The organism is Winogradskyella sp. MIT101101 (assembly GCF_047126865.1).
Classification (GTDB): Bacteria; Bacteroidota; Bacteroidia; order Flavobacteriales; family Flavobacteriaceae; genus Winogradskyella; species Winogradskyella ouciana.
This window is the reverse complement of sequence record NZ_CP138982.1, coordinates 1,503,417-1,518,858: the sequence shown is the minus strand read 5'-3', so window position 1 is coordinate 1,518,858 and position 15,442 is coordinate 1,503,417. Positions and strand designations below refer to the sequence as shown.

At 35.9% G+C, this 15,442-nt stretch carries 14 protein-coding genes and 1 pseudogene; 7 read left to right on the top strand and 8 right to left on the bottom strand.

What is annotated here, in order from left to right:
- The 3 genes from galE (at position 1) to SIB89_RS07075 (ending at position 2,678) form a co-directional block, all read left to right on the top strand.
- Positions 1-1,020 (top strand): UDP-glucose 4-epimerase GalE, encoded by a 1,020-nt coding sequence (galE, locus tag SIB89_RS07085; protein WP_412561688.1) that lies wholly within the window; start codon positions 1-3, stop codon positions 1,018-1,020.
- A 9-nt stretch (positions 1,021-1,029) separates the two neighbouring features.
- Positions 1,030-2,310: an amidohydrolase family protein gene (locus SIB89_RS07080; RefSeq protein ID WP_412561687.1), complete on the top strand. Its 1,281-nt coding sequence runs from the start codon at positions 1,030-1,032 to the stop codon at positions 2,308-2,310.
- A gap of 176 nt (positions 2,311-2,486) precedes the next feature.
- Positions 2,487-2,678 (top strand): hypothetical protein, encoded by a 192-nt coding sequence (locus SIB89_RS07075; protein ID WP_412561686.1) that lies wholly within the window; start codon positions 2,487-2,489, stop codon positions 2,676-2,678.
- Here the strand turns inward: SIB89_RS07075 and lspA are convergent.
- Genes lspA through SIB89_RS07060 form a run of 3 tightly spaced genes read right to left on the bottom strand, consistent with a single transcriptional unit; the run spans position 2,675 to position 5,053 of the window.
- Complete coding sequence (gene lspA / locus SIB89_RS07070; RefSeq protein ID WP_412561685.1) at positions 2,675-3,181, bottom strand: signal peptidase II; 507 nt, start codon at positions 3,179-3,181, stop codon at positions 2,675-2,677. The genes SIB89_RS07075 and lspA overlap by 4 nt on opposite strands.
- Before the next feature lie 10 nt (positions 3,182-3,191).
- On the bottom strand, positions 3,192-4,085 hold the full coding sequence (gene fabD, locus SIB89_RS07065; RefSeq protein ID WP_412561684.1) for an ACP S-malonyltransferase: 894 nt from the start codon (positions 4,083-4,085) through the stop codon (positions 3,192-3,194).
- Positions 4,086-4,120: 35 nt separating this feature from the next.
- Positions 4,121-5,053, bottom strand: coding sequence for a dihydrofolate reductase (locus SIB89_RS07060; protein ID WP_412561683.1), 933 nt, complete (start codon positions 5,051-5,053; stop codon positions 4,121-4,123).
- 285 nt (positions 5,054-5,338) lie between these two features.
- Between SIB89_RS07060 and SIB89_RS07055 the strand changes: the two genes are divergently transcribed.
- On the top strand, positions 5,339-5,635 hold the full coding sequence (locus tag SIB89_RS07055) for an isoamylase early set domain-containing protein (RefSeq protein ID WP_155090164.1): 297 nt from the start codon (positions 5,339-5,341) through the stop codon (positions 5,633-5,635).
- Positions 5,636-5,715: 80 nt separating this feature from the next.
- On the opposite strand, the gene SIB89_RS07050 is transcribed toward SIB89_RS07055, so the two are convergent.
- The 5 genes from SIB89_RS07050 to SIB89_RS07030 form a co-directional block, all read right to left on the bottom strand.
- On the bottom strand, positions 5,716-6,540 hold the full coding sequence (locus SIB89_RS07050) for a thymidylate synthase (protein WP_412561682.1): 825 nt from the start codon (positions 6,538-6,540) through the stop codon (positions 5,716-5,718).
- Positions 6,541-6,720: 180 nt separating this feature from the next.
- Complete coding sequence (locus SIB89_RS07045; RefSeq protein ID WP_412561681.1) at positions 6,721-8,436, bottom strand: nucleoside transporter C-terminal domain-containing protein; 1,716 nt, start codon at positions 8,434-8,436, stop codon at positions 6,721-6,723.
- 14 nt (positions 8,437-8,450) lie between these two features.
- Positions 8,451-9,065 (bottom strand): bifunctional nuclease family protein, encoded by a 615-nt coding sequence (locus SIB89_RS07040; RefSeq protein WP_155090161.1) that lies wholly within the window; start codon positions 9,063-9,065, stop codon positions 8,451-8,453.
- A gap of 112 nt (positions 9,066-9,177) precedes the next feature.
- Complete coding sequence (locus SIB89_RS07035) at positions 9,178-10,140, bottom strand: electron transfer flavoprotein subunit alpha/FixB family protein (RefSeq protein WP_412561680.1); 963 nt, start codon at positions 10,138-10,140, stop codon at positions 9,178-9,180.
- 102 nt (positions 10,141-10,242) lie between these two features.
- Positions 10,243-10,989 carry an electron transfer flavoprotein subunit beta/FixA family protein gene (locus SIB89_RS07030; RefSeq protein WP_412561679.1) on the bottom strand — a complete coding sequence of 249 codons (747 nt, stop codon included), beginning with the start codon at positions 10,987-10,989 and terminating at the stop codon, positions 10,243-10,245.
- Positions 10,990-11,234: 245 nt separating this feature from the next.
- Between SIB89_RS07030 and SIB89_RS07025 the strand changes: the two genes are divergently transcribed.
- The 3 genes and pseudogenes from SIB89_RS07025 (at position 11,235) to SIB89_RS07015 (ending at position 15,410) form a co-directional block, all read left to right on the top strand.
- A complete protein-coding gene (locus SIB89_RS07025; protein WP_412561678.1) occupies positions 11,235-12,212 on the top strand; it encodes a pyruvate dehydrogenase complex E1 component subunit beta in 978 nt (325 codons plus the stop codon).
- 77 nt (positions 12,213-12,289) lie between these two features.
- A pseudogene (locus SIB89_RS07020) lies at positions 12,290-14,802 on the top strand (DUF5686 family protein).
- A gap of 80 nt (positions 14,803-14,882) precedes the next feature.
- Positions 14,883-15,410 carry an inorganic diphosphatase gene (locus SIB89_RS07015; protein WP_155090156.1) on the top strand — a complete coding sequence of 176 codons (528 nt, stop codon included), beginning with the start codon at positions 14,883-14,885 and terminating at the stop codon, positions 15,408-15,410.
- Positions 15,411-15,442 lie beyond the last annotated feature (32 nt).

Here is a 15,442-nt window from a genome sequence, read left to right as displayed (position 1 = left end):
ATGAAAATATTAGTTACAGGTGGTTTAGGTTTTATCGGTTCTCATACCGTTATAGAATTACAGAACGAAGGCTATGATGTTGTAATTATTGATAATCTCAGTAATTCGTCGGTTGAGGTTTTAGATGGAATTACAGCCATTACAGGTAAAAGACCACATTTTGAAAAACTTGATCTTAAAATAAAGGATGATGTTAAATCATTTTTCAATACACATAGTGATATTTCTGGAGTTATCCATTTTGCTGCCAGCAAAGCTGTAGGTGAAAGTGTAAATAACCCTTTAATGTATTATGAGAACAACATTAATACCTTGGTATATGTGCTTCAAGAGTTGAGTCAGCTGAATCAACAAAATTTTATTTTCAGCTCGTCTTGTACGGTTTATGGTCAAGCAGATGAGTTGCCCATAACCGAAAATGCACCAGTAAAACCTGCAGAATCACCATACGGAAACACCAAACAAATCGGAGAAGAAATTATAAAAGACACTTGTAAGGTTAATGAGAAACTCAATTGTATAGCGCTGCGTTATTTTAATCCTATTGGGGCACATCCATCAGCAGAAATAGGTGAATTGCCAATTGGCGTACCACAGAATTTAGTGCCATATATTACACAAGCGGCTATCGGAATGCGGGAGCAACTTTCGGTTTTTGGTGGTGATTACCCAACACCAGATGGCACCTGTATAAGAGATTATATTCATGTGGTGGATTTGGCCAAAGCGCACGTAGTAGCCCTACAGCGTCTAATGTCTGGTAACAATGATTCAAATTTCGAATTTTTTAATCTTGGTACAGGCAAAGGAAGTTCGGTTTTAGAAGCTATTCAATCATTTGAAAAGGTTTCAGGCAAAAAGTTGAACTATAAAGTGGTGGATAGAAGAGCAGGAGATGTGATTTCCGCTTATGCAGATACCAATAAGGCAAATGATGTTTTGGGCTGGAAAACAGAATTAACATTAGATGATGCTATGGCTTCAGCATGGAAATGGGAACAAAAAATTAGAAATAAATAATAAAGTCATATGAAAACTTTACTTAAAATATTGATGTTGCTGGTCTCAATAACAGTTTCAGCGCAAAACACTTACTTACATTGTGGTAAATTAATCGATACCAAATCTGGAAAACTGCTGACGGAAAAAACCATAGTGGTTTCAGGAGAAAAAATTATTTCTGTTGAAGATGGTTACGTAAATCCACAAAATTCTGAAGATTCAGTCGTGGATTTAAAATCAAAAACCGTGATGCCAGGATTGATTGATATGCATGTCCATATTGAGCATGAGACCAACCCAAAGAAATATCTTCAAGCTTATACAGAAAATGAGGCTGATGTTGCTTTTGGTTCCGTAAAGTATGCAGAAATCACTTTAATGAGTGGTTTTACAACTGTTAGGGATTTAGGTGGTTCAGGTGTTAATGTGGCGCTCAGAAATGCTATCAATGCTGGTAAAATAGATGGTCCAAGAATTTTTACCGCAGAAAAAGCCTTGGCAACAACTGGTGGTCATGCTGACCCAACCAATGGAGCAAAGAAAAGTTTAATGGGAAACCCAGGCCCAAAAGAAGGTGTGGTCAATGGAGTTGAAGATGCAAAAAAAGCAGTAAGACAACGCTATAAAAATGGTGCGGATTTAATTAAGATAACAGCAACAGGTGGAGTATTGAGTGTAGCTAAAAGTGGCCAAAACCCTCAATTCACTATTGAAGAAATAAAAGCAATATGCGAAACAGCAAAAGATTACGGATTTCATGTTGCAGCTCATGCGCACGGTGATGAAGGTATGCAACGTGCTATTTTAGGTGGTGTTAAGACCATAGAACATGGAACGCTTATGAGTGCTGAAACTATGGAGCTAATGAAAAAACACGATGTGTATTTAGTACCAACAATTAGTGCAGGAAAGTTCGTTTCCGATAAAGCAAAAATTGAAGGATACTATCCTGAGATTATAGTTCCTAAAGCTTTGGATATTGGTCCAAAAATTCAAGATATGTTTGGTAGAGCTTACAAAGCTGGAGTCGGAATTGCGTTCGGAACAGATGCAGCTGTTTTTTATCATGGAGACAACGGGAAAGAATTTGGTTATATGGTTGAGGCTGGGATGCCTGCGATGGAAACCATACAAAGTGCAACAGTTACCAATGCCATGATTTTAAAAATGGAAGATCAACTAGGTCAAATTAAATCAGGTTATTTAGCAGATATTGTGGCCGTGGATAACGATCCGACAGAGAATATTTCTACTATGGAGAATGTCACTTTCGTGATGAAAAACGGTGAAATTTATAAAAACCAATAATTTTCCAATTATCATACTCTCAATGATTTGCATAGTGTGTTGCGAATATGGTAATGCTTTTATGTCTTGATTTTCAATATGATAATATAAAAAACGCTTAACCCTATTTTAACACTTATAACTTGACATTGGTTATAAGTCTTTGTTGTTTTGTACTTAATGATAACGGATTTAGCATGAAATTGATAAGTATAAAACGTGAGACCAAACAAGAAGGTCGATTTTCAAAAAAGATGGGTGTATTGTCTACAAAAGTCACCTATATTAAAAAGCAATTTTTAAATATTCCAGTCAAAACACTTCATAAATATCGTGAAACATATTACGGTGAAGTTAAAGATTGTGAAGACTGCCGATTGGCACGCTAAACAGTTTCTTCTGCTTTTTTCTTCTTACTGCTGAATATTCCACTGAATAATAACATTATCATTCCCGTGGTCACCGATAGGTCGGCAACATTAAAGATTCCGGTCTTAAAAACGCCTCCGAGATCAATAAAGAAAAAATCCGTGACTTCTCCTCTGGTAATACGGTCAAAAACGTTGGCTATACCTCCACCTATGATACAACAAAAGGCAATAACACTTAATCGGTCTAGCTCTTTTGTTTTTACGATGTAGTAAATTACATATATCAGTACTATTGTAGGTAAGATTAAGAGGAAAATGAGTCTGAGTGTAGGATTCATATCACTTCCCATACCAAGAAATGCTCCTTGGTTTTCAACCCATATTAATTGAAAATAATCACCGATTACATCAATTTCACCATTTCTTCCAGGTGTCATTGAACTTCTAACTATAACTTTAGAAATCTGATCAATGGCTATGTTAAATACGATTAAGAGTACAATAAAAATGTTTCTATTCAAAACAGTGGATTTAGGCGTTAGTTTCAAAAGTAGCTGAAGTCGTTTCCGCCTCTCTATGTATTTTCTTTACTAGACCCTGTAAAACTTTACCTGGTCCAACTTCTGTAAAATGTGTGGCGCCATCAGCTATCATTTGCTGTACAGATTGCGTCCAACGTACAGGTGCTGTTAATTGGGAAATTAAATTGGCTTTTATTTCATTTTCATCAGTAACGGCAGAAGCTGTGACGTTCTGATATATTGGGCAATTAGGTTTGCTAAATGTTGTGTTTTCTATGGCCGCTGCCAACTCTTCTCTAGCTGGCTCCATCATTGGTGAATGAAAAGCTCCGCCAACCAGTAAGACTAAAGCACGTCTTGCGCCTTCTTCTTTCAACGTTTCGCAAGCTTTATTTATCGCTTCAATTTCTCCAGAAATCACTAATTGACCTGGGCAGTTATAATTGGCTGCAACCACAACGCCTTCGGTCGTGGCACATATTTTTTCAACCACATCATCATCTAAACCTAAAACCGCAGCCATTGTACTTGGTTGTAACTCGCAGGCTTTTTGCATCGCTTGAGCACGTTGAGATACTAGTTTTAAACCATCTTCAAACGTTAAGGCACCAGCAGCAACCAAAGCAGAAAATTCACCAAGCGAGTGACCAGCAACCATATCTGGTTTAAAACTGTCACCTAAAGTCTTTGCTAAAATAACAGAGTGTAAAAAGATAGCAGGCTGCGTTACCTTAGTTTCTTTTAGGTCTTCAGCAGAGCCTTCAAACATTATGTCCGTAATTGAAAAACCTAAGATATCATTGGCCTTTTCAAACAGTTCTTGTGCTAATGGTGAATTCTCGTAAAGGTCTAAACCCATTCCTGAGAATTGTGCTCCTTGACCTGGAAATATATATGCGTTCATGTGTATCAAAATTTATGCTGCAAAAATAGGAATATTTATTTTCTTAAATAGGTGATAAACGAAAATGCATATTTATGATTTTCATCAGCATCATGGGTTGTTCTGCTAACTTCTCTCCATTTGGTATCATCGATCTCAGGAAAAAATGTATCCGCATTTTTAAAGGTTGAATGGACACGAGTCATTTCAAGCTTTTCTGCTAAATTAATTGACTGTTTGTAAATTTCACCACCACCTATTATGAAAGGTTGATTGTCTTTTCTGGCAGCATCAATGGCGTCTTCAAGGTTATTGACCACAATAACTCCGTCAGGAACTTTGTAATCTTTCTGTCTGGTAATAACAATATGTGTTCTATTGGGAAGTGGTTTTGGGAAGCTTTCAAAAGTCTTTCTACCCATAATAATATGGTGGCCAGAGGTTAATTTTTTGAAGCGTTTTAAATCATCACTAAGATGCCAGATAAGGTCATTGTCCTTGCCAATGGCATTGTCTTCACCTGCAGCTACGATAATGGTCAGTTCTCTAAACTTTTTTTTTTCGCTAGTTGGCTTTGAAGCAGAAGCCTCGTTATAAGCTTGGGACTGGGCTAGTTTTGTCTCTTCTTTAAGGAAGCCTTGCTTTAATTTTTCTATACGTTCTTTCTGCTGGCTCACCAATTTATCGAGTTGTTGCTTTTCCCAATCCTTACCCATAAACTTATTGGTGATAAACACATTAAAAAAGTGATAAGCAAAAAGAAATAACCACGCTAAAATGGCATAAACAAACCAATCTATTCCGGCTATAGTAAAGTTTTTACCAATACCCAGAACGGTGTTGGCTAGAATTAAAAAAACAGCTCCAATTAAAAAGACAACAAAATGAATGTACAAACGCTTTTTTTGTCTAATGCGTTTTTGGGCGTTTTCTATAAGCTCTAATTGATCTTTATCTATGGTTGAAACTTGTTTTTTCTTTCCGAACATAATTTAAATTTAATAGTATAAAGATACTTTTTTTTAACTAAAACGTTATCGTATTTTTTTAATAAGGAAGTGGGATGTTTTTCGAAAACGATATAGTTGATAATCAATGGATAAGCGTAGGTTTTTGGGTTGTTAATCTCATAATTTTAGACCTTTAAAATTATGTAGTTTACTAAAAAGTAAAGGCTATTTTATTAAAATGATAATTCTTTCATTATTAGTAAAGTAAACTATAAATTGTTTATGATTCTTTTATAGTTTTGACCCATAATTAAATCTATTATTATGGCAATTAAAAAGCAGTATTTAAAAAGTAAGCCGGTTTGTAAGGTAACATTTTCAGTTCCTGCGGAGGAGGCAAAAAGTGTAGCGGTTGTTGGAAGCTTTAACGAGTGGAATACTGAAGCTACAGAATTAAAGAAATTAAAAAACGGAACATTTAAAGGAACCGTTGATTTAGAAAGTAATAATACGTATGAGTTTAGATACGTTGTTGATGGTACATACATCAATGATGACCAAGCAGATACCTATGCTTGGAATGACTTTGCAGCAGCAGAGAACGGAGTATTGAATTTATAATTATTAATGTGCTATTAACCTAAAAAACGCGTCTCAGTACTGAGACGCGTTTTTTCATTACTAAAATACGTTGTAGCGTTTTATACGGCTACTACACCTTTAATATGTGGATGCGGATTGTAATCTACTAAGGTGAAATCTTCAAACTTAAAGTCGAAAATATCCTTTACCTCTGGGTTGAGAATCATTTTTGGTAATGGTCTTGGATCTCTGGAAAGTTGAAGTTCCAACTGCTCCATATGATTATTATATATATGAGCATCTCCAAACGTGTGAATAAAATCTCCTGGTTGGTAACCGCAAACTTGTGCCATCATCATGGTAAATAAAGCATAAGACGCAATATTAAAGGGTACGCCTAAAAATATGTCAGCACTACGTTGGTATAATTGACAAGATAATTTACCATTTGCTACATAAAATTGAAAAAACGCATGGCACGGAGGTAAAGCTGCTTTACCATCGGCCACATTTTGTGAAAATGATTTAGAGGTATCTGGTAAAACTGAAGGGTTCCAAGCAGAAACCAACATTCTACGACTATTTGGATTATTCTTAAGTGTTTGGATAACCTCTTTGATTTGGTCAATATCTTCGCTAGCCCAATTACGCCATTGATGGCCATACACTGGTCCAAGGTCGCCATTCTCGTCAGCCCACTCATTCCAGATACGGACTCCGTTTTCTGTTAGGTATTTTGTGTTAGTATCACCTTTTAAGAACCAAAGTAATTCATAAATGATAGACTTTAAATGCAACTTTTTTGTAGTTACCATAGGGAAACCTTCACTGAGGTCAAATCGCATTTGATAACCGAATACACTTTTTGTGCCTGTACCTGTTCTATCTCCTTTTTCGTTTCCGTTTTCTAAAACGTGTTTTACTAAGTCGTGGTATTGTTTCATAATAAGCCCATCTTCCGTCTTCCCAGAGGGAAGAAACTTTCTTATAATTAAGAATATATTGTGGAAACGAATTTAACTAAAATGATACTTATTGAATCGAAATATCTAGTAACAAATATCAAAAGTTATTAACGAGTGTTTATTTTTCCCTTAGAGGTAATGTCCGCAGGACAAAGGGGATTACCCAATTATCATTCCTGCTATAGTCGCAGAAATCAAAGATGCAATCGTACCACCTATTAAAGCCTTCATTCCGAATTTAGAAAGTTGTTTGCGCTGACCTGGTGCTAAAGATCCTATTCCGCCAATTTGGATACCTATTGATGCAAAATTTGCAAAACCACAAAGCATATAGGTTGCCATAATTATAGACTTTTCATAGGTGAGGTGTGTAGCATTGGCTACGTTTTTTAAGTCTGCTAATTGAATATAACCTACAAACTCACTTGCAGCCAATTTAATGCCTAGCAGTTGTCCCATCATCATCATATCTTCTTTCGCTACGCCAATGAGCCACATTAGAGGTGCAAACACGGTTCCTAAAATGGCTTCCAATGAAAATTCAGGATAAGGCGTGTTAGCTGCCATCCAATCGTTTAACGTGGTGACATCGCCAACCCATCCTAAAATACCATTGATCATAGCAATAAAGGCAACAAACACCAATAACATGGCTCCAACATTTACAGCAAGTTTTAATCCTTCTGTAGTACCATTGGCAATAGCATCTAGTAAATTTGATCCAATTTTTTCTTGTGAAACCTTAACATCTGTATTTATAGCTTCGGTTTGTGGATATAAGATTTTAGAAATTACAATAGCTCCTGGAGCTGCCATAACTGAAGCTGCTAACAAATGTTTTGCATATACTAAACGTAAAGCAGGATCATCTCCTCCTAAAAATCCGATATAAGCAGCTAATACAGCGCCTGCAACGGTTGCCATTCCACCAATCATAACGAGCAGAATCTCAGACTTATTCATTTTTTCCAAATACGCCTTTATAAGTAAGGGTGCTTCAGTTTGTCCTAAGAAAATGTTACCAGCTACACTCAAACTTTCTGCGCCAGATATTTTAAGAAGTTTTGTTAGCAACCAACCAAAGGCTTTTACCACTTTTTGAATTATACCCAAATAGAACAGAACAGAAGTTAATGCTGAAAAGAATAAAATGGTTGGTAACACTTGAAAAGCGAAGATGAACCCAAAGGTATCCATATCAACCACCAAGCCTTCGAATAAAAACTTACTACCAGCTCTTGTAAAATCCAAGACACTTACAAAAAGACTTCCTACCCATTCAAAAGCGGTTTTTACGAATCCTACACGTAGAACGCCAATTGCAATTAGAAGTTGAAATGCTAATCCAATACCAACAGTTTTCCAGTTAATAGCTTTTCTATTGCTACTGAATAAAAAAGCGATGAAGATTAAGGTAATCATTCCTAAAATACCACGCCACAAACTACTGAAAGAGAAACCTTGACTAGGGATAATGTCAGAATCCGTTAATTCATTAACGATGGCTTCGACTTCGCTTGAGGTAAGTGTTTTAAACTTAAAAGAAGTGCCATTTTCAGAAAAAACAAGAGTAGAGTCCGTTAATTCCTGAATTTTATAGCGTCTTATAGTATCATTAGGCTTGTTGTAATAAAATACTAAGAGATTATTCTGAAAAATATAATCACCTGAGGCTTCAAGATTATCTTTAGCTTCAAGATTATATTGAAATTCCCCTTTGTTAAAAACAATGCTATCGTTTTCAGATATATTAAAAAGTGAATTGCCTTCTGAATTTTCTATGGCTTCAAATTGCCATGTCTTTTCAAGCTCTTGTGCTGTAATTGATGAAAGTCCAATAAAAATAGCAATCAGGGCTCTGAAAAAATGATTCATAAAGGTTATGTTAGTTAGCGCTTAGAAATTTCGTCTCTTATCTTGGCAGCTTTTTCATAATCTTCATTATTTACGGCTTCATCTAAGAGACTGTGAAGTTCTTCTAGGGATTTGTCTTTATAGCTTTCTTGCTCACTTGCTGCCGCTTCAATTTCTTCGGCAATAATGTCATCAACCAGAATACTATCTTGTTCCTCGTCTTCCTTTTTGGGATTGACTTTAAGATAAATACCTGCTTTGTCCAAGATATTTTTATAAGTAAAAATTGGTGCTTGAAAACGCAATGCTAAAGCAATAGCATCACTGGTTCTGGCATCAATGATTTCTTCAATTTTATCGCGCTCACAAATCAAACTTGAGTAGAAGACACCGTCAACCAATTTATGAATAATAACCTGCTTCACCACAATGTCAAAACGGTCTGCGAAGTTTTTAAATAAATCGTGTGTTAACGGTCTTGGTGGACGAATTTCCTTTTCTAGGGCAATGGCAATAGATTGAGCTTCAAACGCACCAATAACTATAGGTAGTTTACGGTCACCATCAACTTCATTAAGAATTAAGGCATAGGCGCCATTTTGGGTTTGGCTGTAAGAAATACCTTTAATATTTAAACGAACTAAGCTCATAATTTATAAAACACAAAGAACTGTTTAAATTAGGACTTTACCAAACTGCTTTAGCAGATTTCGATTTTATGCCAATTTAAACAGTCCTTATGAATATTACAAGTTACTAAAATTATGCGTTTTCTGCTTTAAAAGCTTTTAATTTTTCTGTTAGTTTTGGTACGACCTCAAAGGCGTCACCAACAACTCCGTAATCAGCAGCTTTAAAGAAAGGCGCTTCAGCATCTGTATTAATTACAACTTTTACTTTAGAGGCGTTGATACCTGCCAAGTGCTGAATGGCACCAGAGATACCAATGGCAATATATAAGTTAGAAGCTACAGGTTTACCTGTTTGCCCCACGTGCTCACTGTGAGGTCTCCAGCCTAAATCCGATACAGGTTTAGAGCATGCCGTTGCTGCTCCCAAAACTTCTGCAAGTTCTTCAACCATTCCCCAGTTTTCAGGGCCTTTAAGACCTCTTCCTCCAGACACAACGATTTCTGCATCGGCAATACTTACTTTATCTGTGGCCTTATCGATTGACTCTACCGTCACTCCAGATTCTGGTATTGATGGAGAAAAATCTTCTACTGTAGCACTTCCGCCAGATTCAACAACACCAAAAGAATTGTTAGATAACCCAACAATCTTTATATCCGTTGTAATTTCGGTATTAGCAAAAGCTTTGTTAGTAAAAGCGGTACGCTTAACTGTAAAAGGAGATGTGCTAGATGGTACTTCAACGACGTTAGAAACATAACCTGCATCTAATTCAACCGCTAAAAGTGGAGCTAAATATTTACTATCTGCGCTAGAGCTTACGACTACAACTTTAGCATCTTCTTGCTTTGCAGCTTGCTCTAAAATAGCAGCATATTTTTTGGCATTGAATTTACCTAAACCATCATTCTTTACTGAAAGCACTTTGGATGCTCCGTAATTCCCTAAGCTATCAGCGTTATCTGCATTGACAGCTACGGCAGTAACCGAAGTTCCCATTTGGTCTGCAATGGCCTTAGCATAAGATACAACCTCTAGAGCTGCTTTCTTAAATTTTCCGTTTTCTGATTCTGTATATACTAGTATTGACATAATTTTTTGTTTTTCGTAAGTTACACTTCGACTGCGCTCAGTGTGACATTATAATTTTTTATCCTCAATTGTTCCCTTCCTTTGGAAGGGTTAGGGTAGGCTTTAAATTACTTTAGCCTCGTTATGAAGTAAGTTCACTAATTCATCTAAATTATCTGGCTCAACCAGTTTAACAGCGCCTTTTGGAGCTGGCTTTTCAAAGCTTACTGATTTGGTTTCAGCACTGACATCGGTAGGCTCAACCACATTCAATGGTTTTTTACGCGCCATCATTATACCTCTCATATTTGGAATACGAAGATCACTCTCTTCAACTAATCCTTTCTGTCCTCCAATAACTAAAGGTAAAGACGTACTAACGGTTTCTTTTCCACCATCAATCTCTCTAACCGCTTTGGCACTTGTACCGTCAACTTCTAAACCGATGCAATTGGCAACGAAGTTTGCATCAATCATTGCAGCTAACATTCCTGGTACCATGCCGCCATTATAATCAATAGATTCTCTACCAGCTATTACCAAATCGTAACCACCTTCTTTTACCACATTCGCTAATTGTTTAGCTACAGAAAAACCGTCTGTAGCAGGAGTGTCAACTCTAATTGCAGTGTCAGCACCAATAGCCAAAGCTTTTCTTAGCGTTGGTTCTGTTTCTGCTCCACCTACGTTAATGACATCTACACTAGCACCTTGCTTTTCCTTAAACCACATTGCACGTGTTAAGCCAAACTCATCATTTGGGTTAATCACAAATTGTACACCATTGGTATCGAACTTGGTGTCATCATCAGTAAAATTAATCTTTGAAGTTGTATCTGGTACATGGCTAATACATACTAAAATCTTCATATTCTTTATCTTATTTAATTTTTAAATTGTAATTCCTTTACACTAAAACGTTTTCGCAACATAATGGTTGTTAATCTGTATTATTTTTAACTTTAAGTGTAAAAAATAGCCCTAAATATTGCGGATACGAAGGTAATTATTTTATTTTGAATATTTACTATGCATGCATAGTAAATTTTAGATAATTTTGATTTATTTAGTTTTTCAATTATGCTTACTTTTGTTTTTCGTTTAAGAACAAGAGTATGAAGACAATTCAATTTAGAGAGGCCGTTTGTGAAGCCATGAGCGAAGAAATGCGCAGAGATGAGAGCGTTTATCTTATGGGTGAGGAAGTGGCTGAATATAATGGTGCTTATAAAGCGTCTAAAGGCATGTTAGATGAATTTGGTGCAAAGCGAGTTATAGATACACCTATTGCGGAGCTTGGTTTTGCAGGTATTGCTATTGGGTCTACCATGACAGGAAATCGCCCAATCGTTGAATACATGACTTTTAATTTCTCTTTAGTCGGAATTGATCAAATTATAAATAATGCGGCAAAGATTAGACAAATGTCTGGTGGACAGTTTAAATGCCCTATTGTTTTTAGAGGCCCAACGGCTTCTGCAGGTCAATTGGGAGCAACACACTCGCAAGCATTTGAGAGTTGGTTCGCTAATACTCCAGGTTTAAAAGTAATCGTACCATCCAATCCTTACGATGCCAAAGGCTTATTAAAGGCAGCAATAAGAGATGACGATCCTGTTATTTTTATGGAGAGTGAGCAGATGTACGGAGATAAAGGTGAAGTGCCAGAAGGTGAGTATATTTTACCAATTGGTGTAGCGGATATTAAACGTGAAGGGACAGATGTTACTATTGTGTCTTTCGGGAAAATTATAAAGGAAGCTTACAAGGCAGCAGACGAATTAGAAAAAGAAGGTATCTCTTGTGAAATCATAGATTTACGAACTGTTCGTCCTATGGATAGAAAAGCTATTTTGGAGTCTGTAAAAAAGACAAATAGATTAGTGGTTTTAGAAGAAGCCTGGCCTTTTGGTAATGTGGCAACCGAAATTACTTATTTAGTGCAATCAGAAGCTTTTGACTACCTGGACGCTCCTGTAGTAAAAATAAATACAGCTGATACACCAGCACCATATTCACCTGTGCTTTTAGAAGAATGGTTGCCAAATAGTGAAGACGTTATAAAAGCGGTGAAAAAAGTTATGTACAAATAAAGCGCAACTTTTTGCGTTATATAAACTTCATCAAGTAAGTGTAAGTTTTGCACAATAGTTGATGAAGTTTTTTTATTATGAAAAAGAAACTACTTATACTCTTTTTGTGTTTTGGAATTATAACGGCTTTTGCTCAAACGAAAGTGAGCGGTTATGTCTATGATGAAAACAACGACCCAATTCCTTTTGCCAACGTATTATTCAAAGGCTCAACAGAAGGTACCATAACCAATGAAGATGGAAAGTTCTACTTAGAATCTGATGAAACATGGGAAACCTTAATAGTGTCCTTCATTGGTTTCGAAATTTTAGAAGTTCCACTTACTAAAAAAGTTAACTACGATTTAAAATTTATTCTAAAAGAAGAGGCTTCGTCTTTAGATGAGGTGGTTATTGTAACAGGAAAGCAATCTAAAAAAGCTTCTGAAAATCCTGCGATCCGTATTCTGCAAAAAATATGGGAACGTAAACGACAAAATGGATTGAGTCAATTTAAGCAGTATGAGTATGACCAATATGAAAAAGTAGAGTTTGATCTCAATACTATAGATAGTTCGCTGATTAAAAGTAAACTTTTTAAGGGTATGGAGTTTGTGTTTGAAGAAGTGGACACATCTTCTGTAACAGGTAAAACATACTTACCAATCTTTTTAAATGAGTCTGTAAAAAAAGTTTATGGTGATAATGTCATTAATGAAAAACGAGAGGATTTATTGGGTAATAAGAATTCTGGGTTTAGTAACAACCAGGTTATAATAGACTTTGTTGATGATTTATATTCAGACTATAATGTCTATGATAATTACCTAAAGTTTTTTGACAAGAGTTTTGTTAGCCCATTGAGTAGAACAGGTGTGCAAACCTATAACTATGTGCTTTCAGACAGTGCTTACATCGACAATAAATGGTGCTATAATATTATCTATTATCCTAGACGAAAAAATGAGTTGACCTTTAAAGGAGATTTTTGGCGTTAACGATTCTACCTATGCGATAAAAGAAATTAATATGCAGGCTTCAAAAAGCGCCAATATTAATTGGGTTAAGGAGATTTATATTGAACAAGAATTTGAGGTGCTGAACGATTCTGTATTCCTAATCAAACGCGATTATTTCCTATCGGATTTTGCATTAAACAAAAAAGAAAAGTCTAGAGGTGTTTATGGAAAACGAACAACTCTATACGATAACTATCAATTTAACCAGCCAAAGGATGAAGATTTCTATGACAAAGAAGTTTATAATTATGATAAAGATGTTTATAATAGGGAAGACGATTTTTGGGAAAAGAACAGGCTAGAAGCGTTAAATAAAGATGAAAAAGGTGTCTATAAAATGTTGGACACGCTTAAAACTGTAAAAAAATTCAAGCGACTATATAATATAGGGAGCATTTTGGCTTCTGGTTATGTGGAGTTTCCAAGTATAAATTTCGATTATGGACCGATCTTTTCAACTTTTGGTTTTAACGAAGTAGAGGGTTTACGGTTAAGAACTGGCGGAAAGAACGTATTTTGGTCCAAATGACCCATGGAGACTCGAAGGGTTTTTGGCATACGGCTTTAGAGACAATAAGTTTAAATACGGTTTATCAGGTAAATGGTTGTTGGATAAGAAAAGCCGATTGACCTTATTTGGTGGTACGCGAAGGGACGTGGAGCAAATTGGAGCAAGTTTAACAAGTTCTACAGATGTGCTGGGAAGAAGTTTAGCGTCTTCTTCAGTTATAAATACAGGAGCTAATGATAAACTCAGCAATATAAAGCTGACCAATTTGGGTATGTCTATTGAGCCTTCCCGAAATTTTGTGGTGCGTTTAGACGGAAGTTTTAGAAATGTACGATCAGCATCACCTACTTTTAGCTTAGATTTTAATGATCCTGAATCACCTACAGGAATCTCCTCTGAAGTAAAACAGTTTGAAACTCGACTCTCACTAAACTTTTATCCAAAACGAGAAATGACGGGTTTTGGTGTAGAACGAAAAACAAAGAATGATAATTTCGCAAAACTATTTGCGCAGGTTACCAGAGGTGATCGTGATTGGTTTGATAGCGATTTTGATTATACAAAACTACAGTTCTCATATATACAACCATGGCAGGTTGGAGGCTTTGGTCGTTTAACCACATCCATAGAAATGGGTAAAACCTTTGGTGAAGTGCCTTTGGCTTTGCTAAGTGTTGTGCCAGGTAATCAAACGTATTTTTCAATTTATAATACATTCTCTCAACTCGATTTTTATGAGTTCGTAACCGACACCTACACATCGATGCATATAGAGCATAATTTTAATGGACGATTGTTCTCTCGTATTCCATTCTTAAAAAAATACAATTTAAGGGCTATTGCAAGTATTAGAGGTGTTTGGGGAGAATTGTCAGATGAGAATATTGCATTAAGCACTACTGGAAATCCAGTAGAATTTCCACTGGTTGCGCCAGACTCTAAAGTGTACTACGAGTACAGTTTTGGAGTCGCAAATATCTTTAAGATATTACGTATAGATTTTAATTTTAGAGGTAACTATTTAGATAATCCTGATGCTAGAAAATTCGGTGTAACAGGAAGTTTTGGATTCTACTTTTAACCGCCTTCACTATTTGCGTTTTCATTAGGTATAACTGTATCTAAGTTATATATTTGCAGCCCCTTAAAAAAATAGAGAATATGACTAAGCCTAAAAAACTGACCTTCGATGTATTAATAGAAATACCAAAAGGTAGCCGTAACAAATACGAATATGATTTTGTGTTAAATAAAATACGGTTCGATAGAATGTTATTTTCATCAATGATGTATCCAGGAGATTATGGGTTTATACCAGAAACTTTGGCATTAGATGGTGATCCTTTAGATGTTTTGGTAATGGGGTCTGAACCTACATTTCCCATGTGTGTTATGGAAGTAAAACCAATTGGTGTATTTCATATGGCAGACGAAAAAGGGCCAGATGAGAAACTGGTGTGTGTACCTGTAAGCGATCCTATTTGGAACAGCTACATGGATATTATGGATTTAAATCCTCATAGAATGAAGGAGATTACCCATTTCTTTCAGGTTTATAAGGATTTAGAGAAAAAGAAAGTTGATGTTGGCGGTTGGGGAAATGCAGAAGAGGCTTACGATATTCTTAACAAATGTATAGACCGTTACGAAGCTAGTGAACATAAGAAAAACAGAACTTTCACAATATAATTACGATATTGATAGAATAACATCAATAGTGT

Coding starts and splice junctions, on each gene's coding strand:
- galE (WP_412561688.1), top strand. CDS start 1: ATGAAAATATTAGTTACAGGTGGTTTAGGTTTTATCGGTTCTCATACC.
- SIB89_RS07080 (WP_412561687.1), top strand. CDS start 1,030: ATGAAAACTTTACTTAAAATATTGATGTTGCTGGTCTCAATAACAGTT.
- SIB89_RS07075 (WP_412561686.1), top strand. CDS start 2,487: ATGAAATTGATAAGTATAAAACGTGAGACCAAACAAGAAGGTCGATTT.
- fabD (WP_412561684.1), bottom strand. CDS start 4,085: ATGAACGCATATATATTTCCAGGTCAAGGAGCACAATTCTCAGGAATG.
- SIB89_RS07060 (WP_412561683.1), bottom strand. CDS start 5,053: ATGTTCGGAAAGAAAAAACAAGTTTCAACCATAGATAAAGATCAATTA.
- SIB89_RS07055 (WP_155090164.1), top strand. CDS start 5,339: ATGGCAATTAAAAAGCAGTATTTAAAAAGTAAGCCGGTTTGTAAGGTA.
- SIB89_RS07050 (WP_412561682.1), bottom strand. CDS start 6,540: ATGAAACAATACCACGACTTAGTAAAACACGTTTTAGAAAACGGAAAC.
- SIB89_RS07045 (WP_412561681.1), bottom strand. CDS start 8,436: ATGAATCATTTTTTCAGAGCCCTGATTGCTATTTTTATTGGACTTTCA.
- SIB89_RS07040 (WP_155090161.1), bottom strand. CDS start 9,065: ATGAGCTTAGTTCGTTTAAATATTAAAGGTATTTCTTACAGCCAAACC.
- SIB89_RS07035 (WP_412561680.1), bottom strand. CDS start 10,140: ATGTCAATACTAGTATATACAGAATCAGAAAACGGAAAATTTAAGAAA.
- SIB89_RS07030 (WP_412561679.1), bottom strand. CDS start 10,989: ATGAAGATTTTAGTATGTATTAGCCATGTACCAGATACAACTTCAAAG.
- SIB89_RS07025 (WP_412561678.1), top strand. CDS start 11,235: ATGAAGACAATTCAATTTAGAGAGGCCGTTTGTGAAGCCATGAGCGAA.
- SIB89_RS07015 (WP_155090156.1), top strand. CDS start 14,883: ATGACTAAGCCTAAAAAACTGACCTTCGATGTATTAATAGAAATACCA.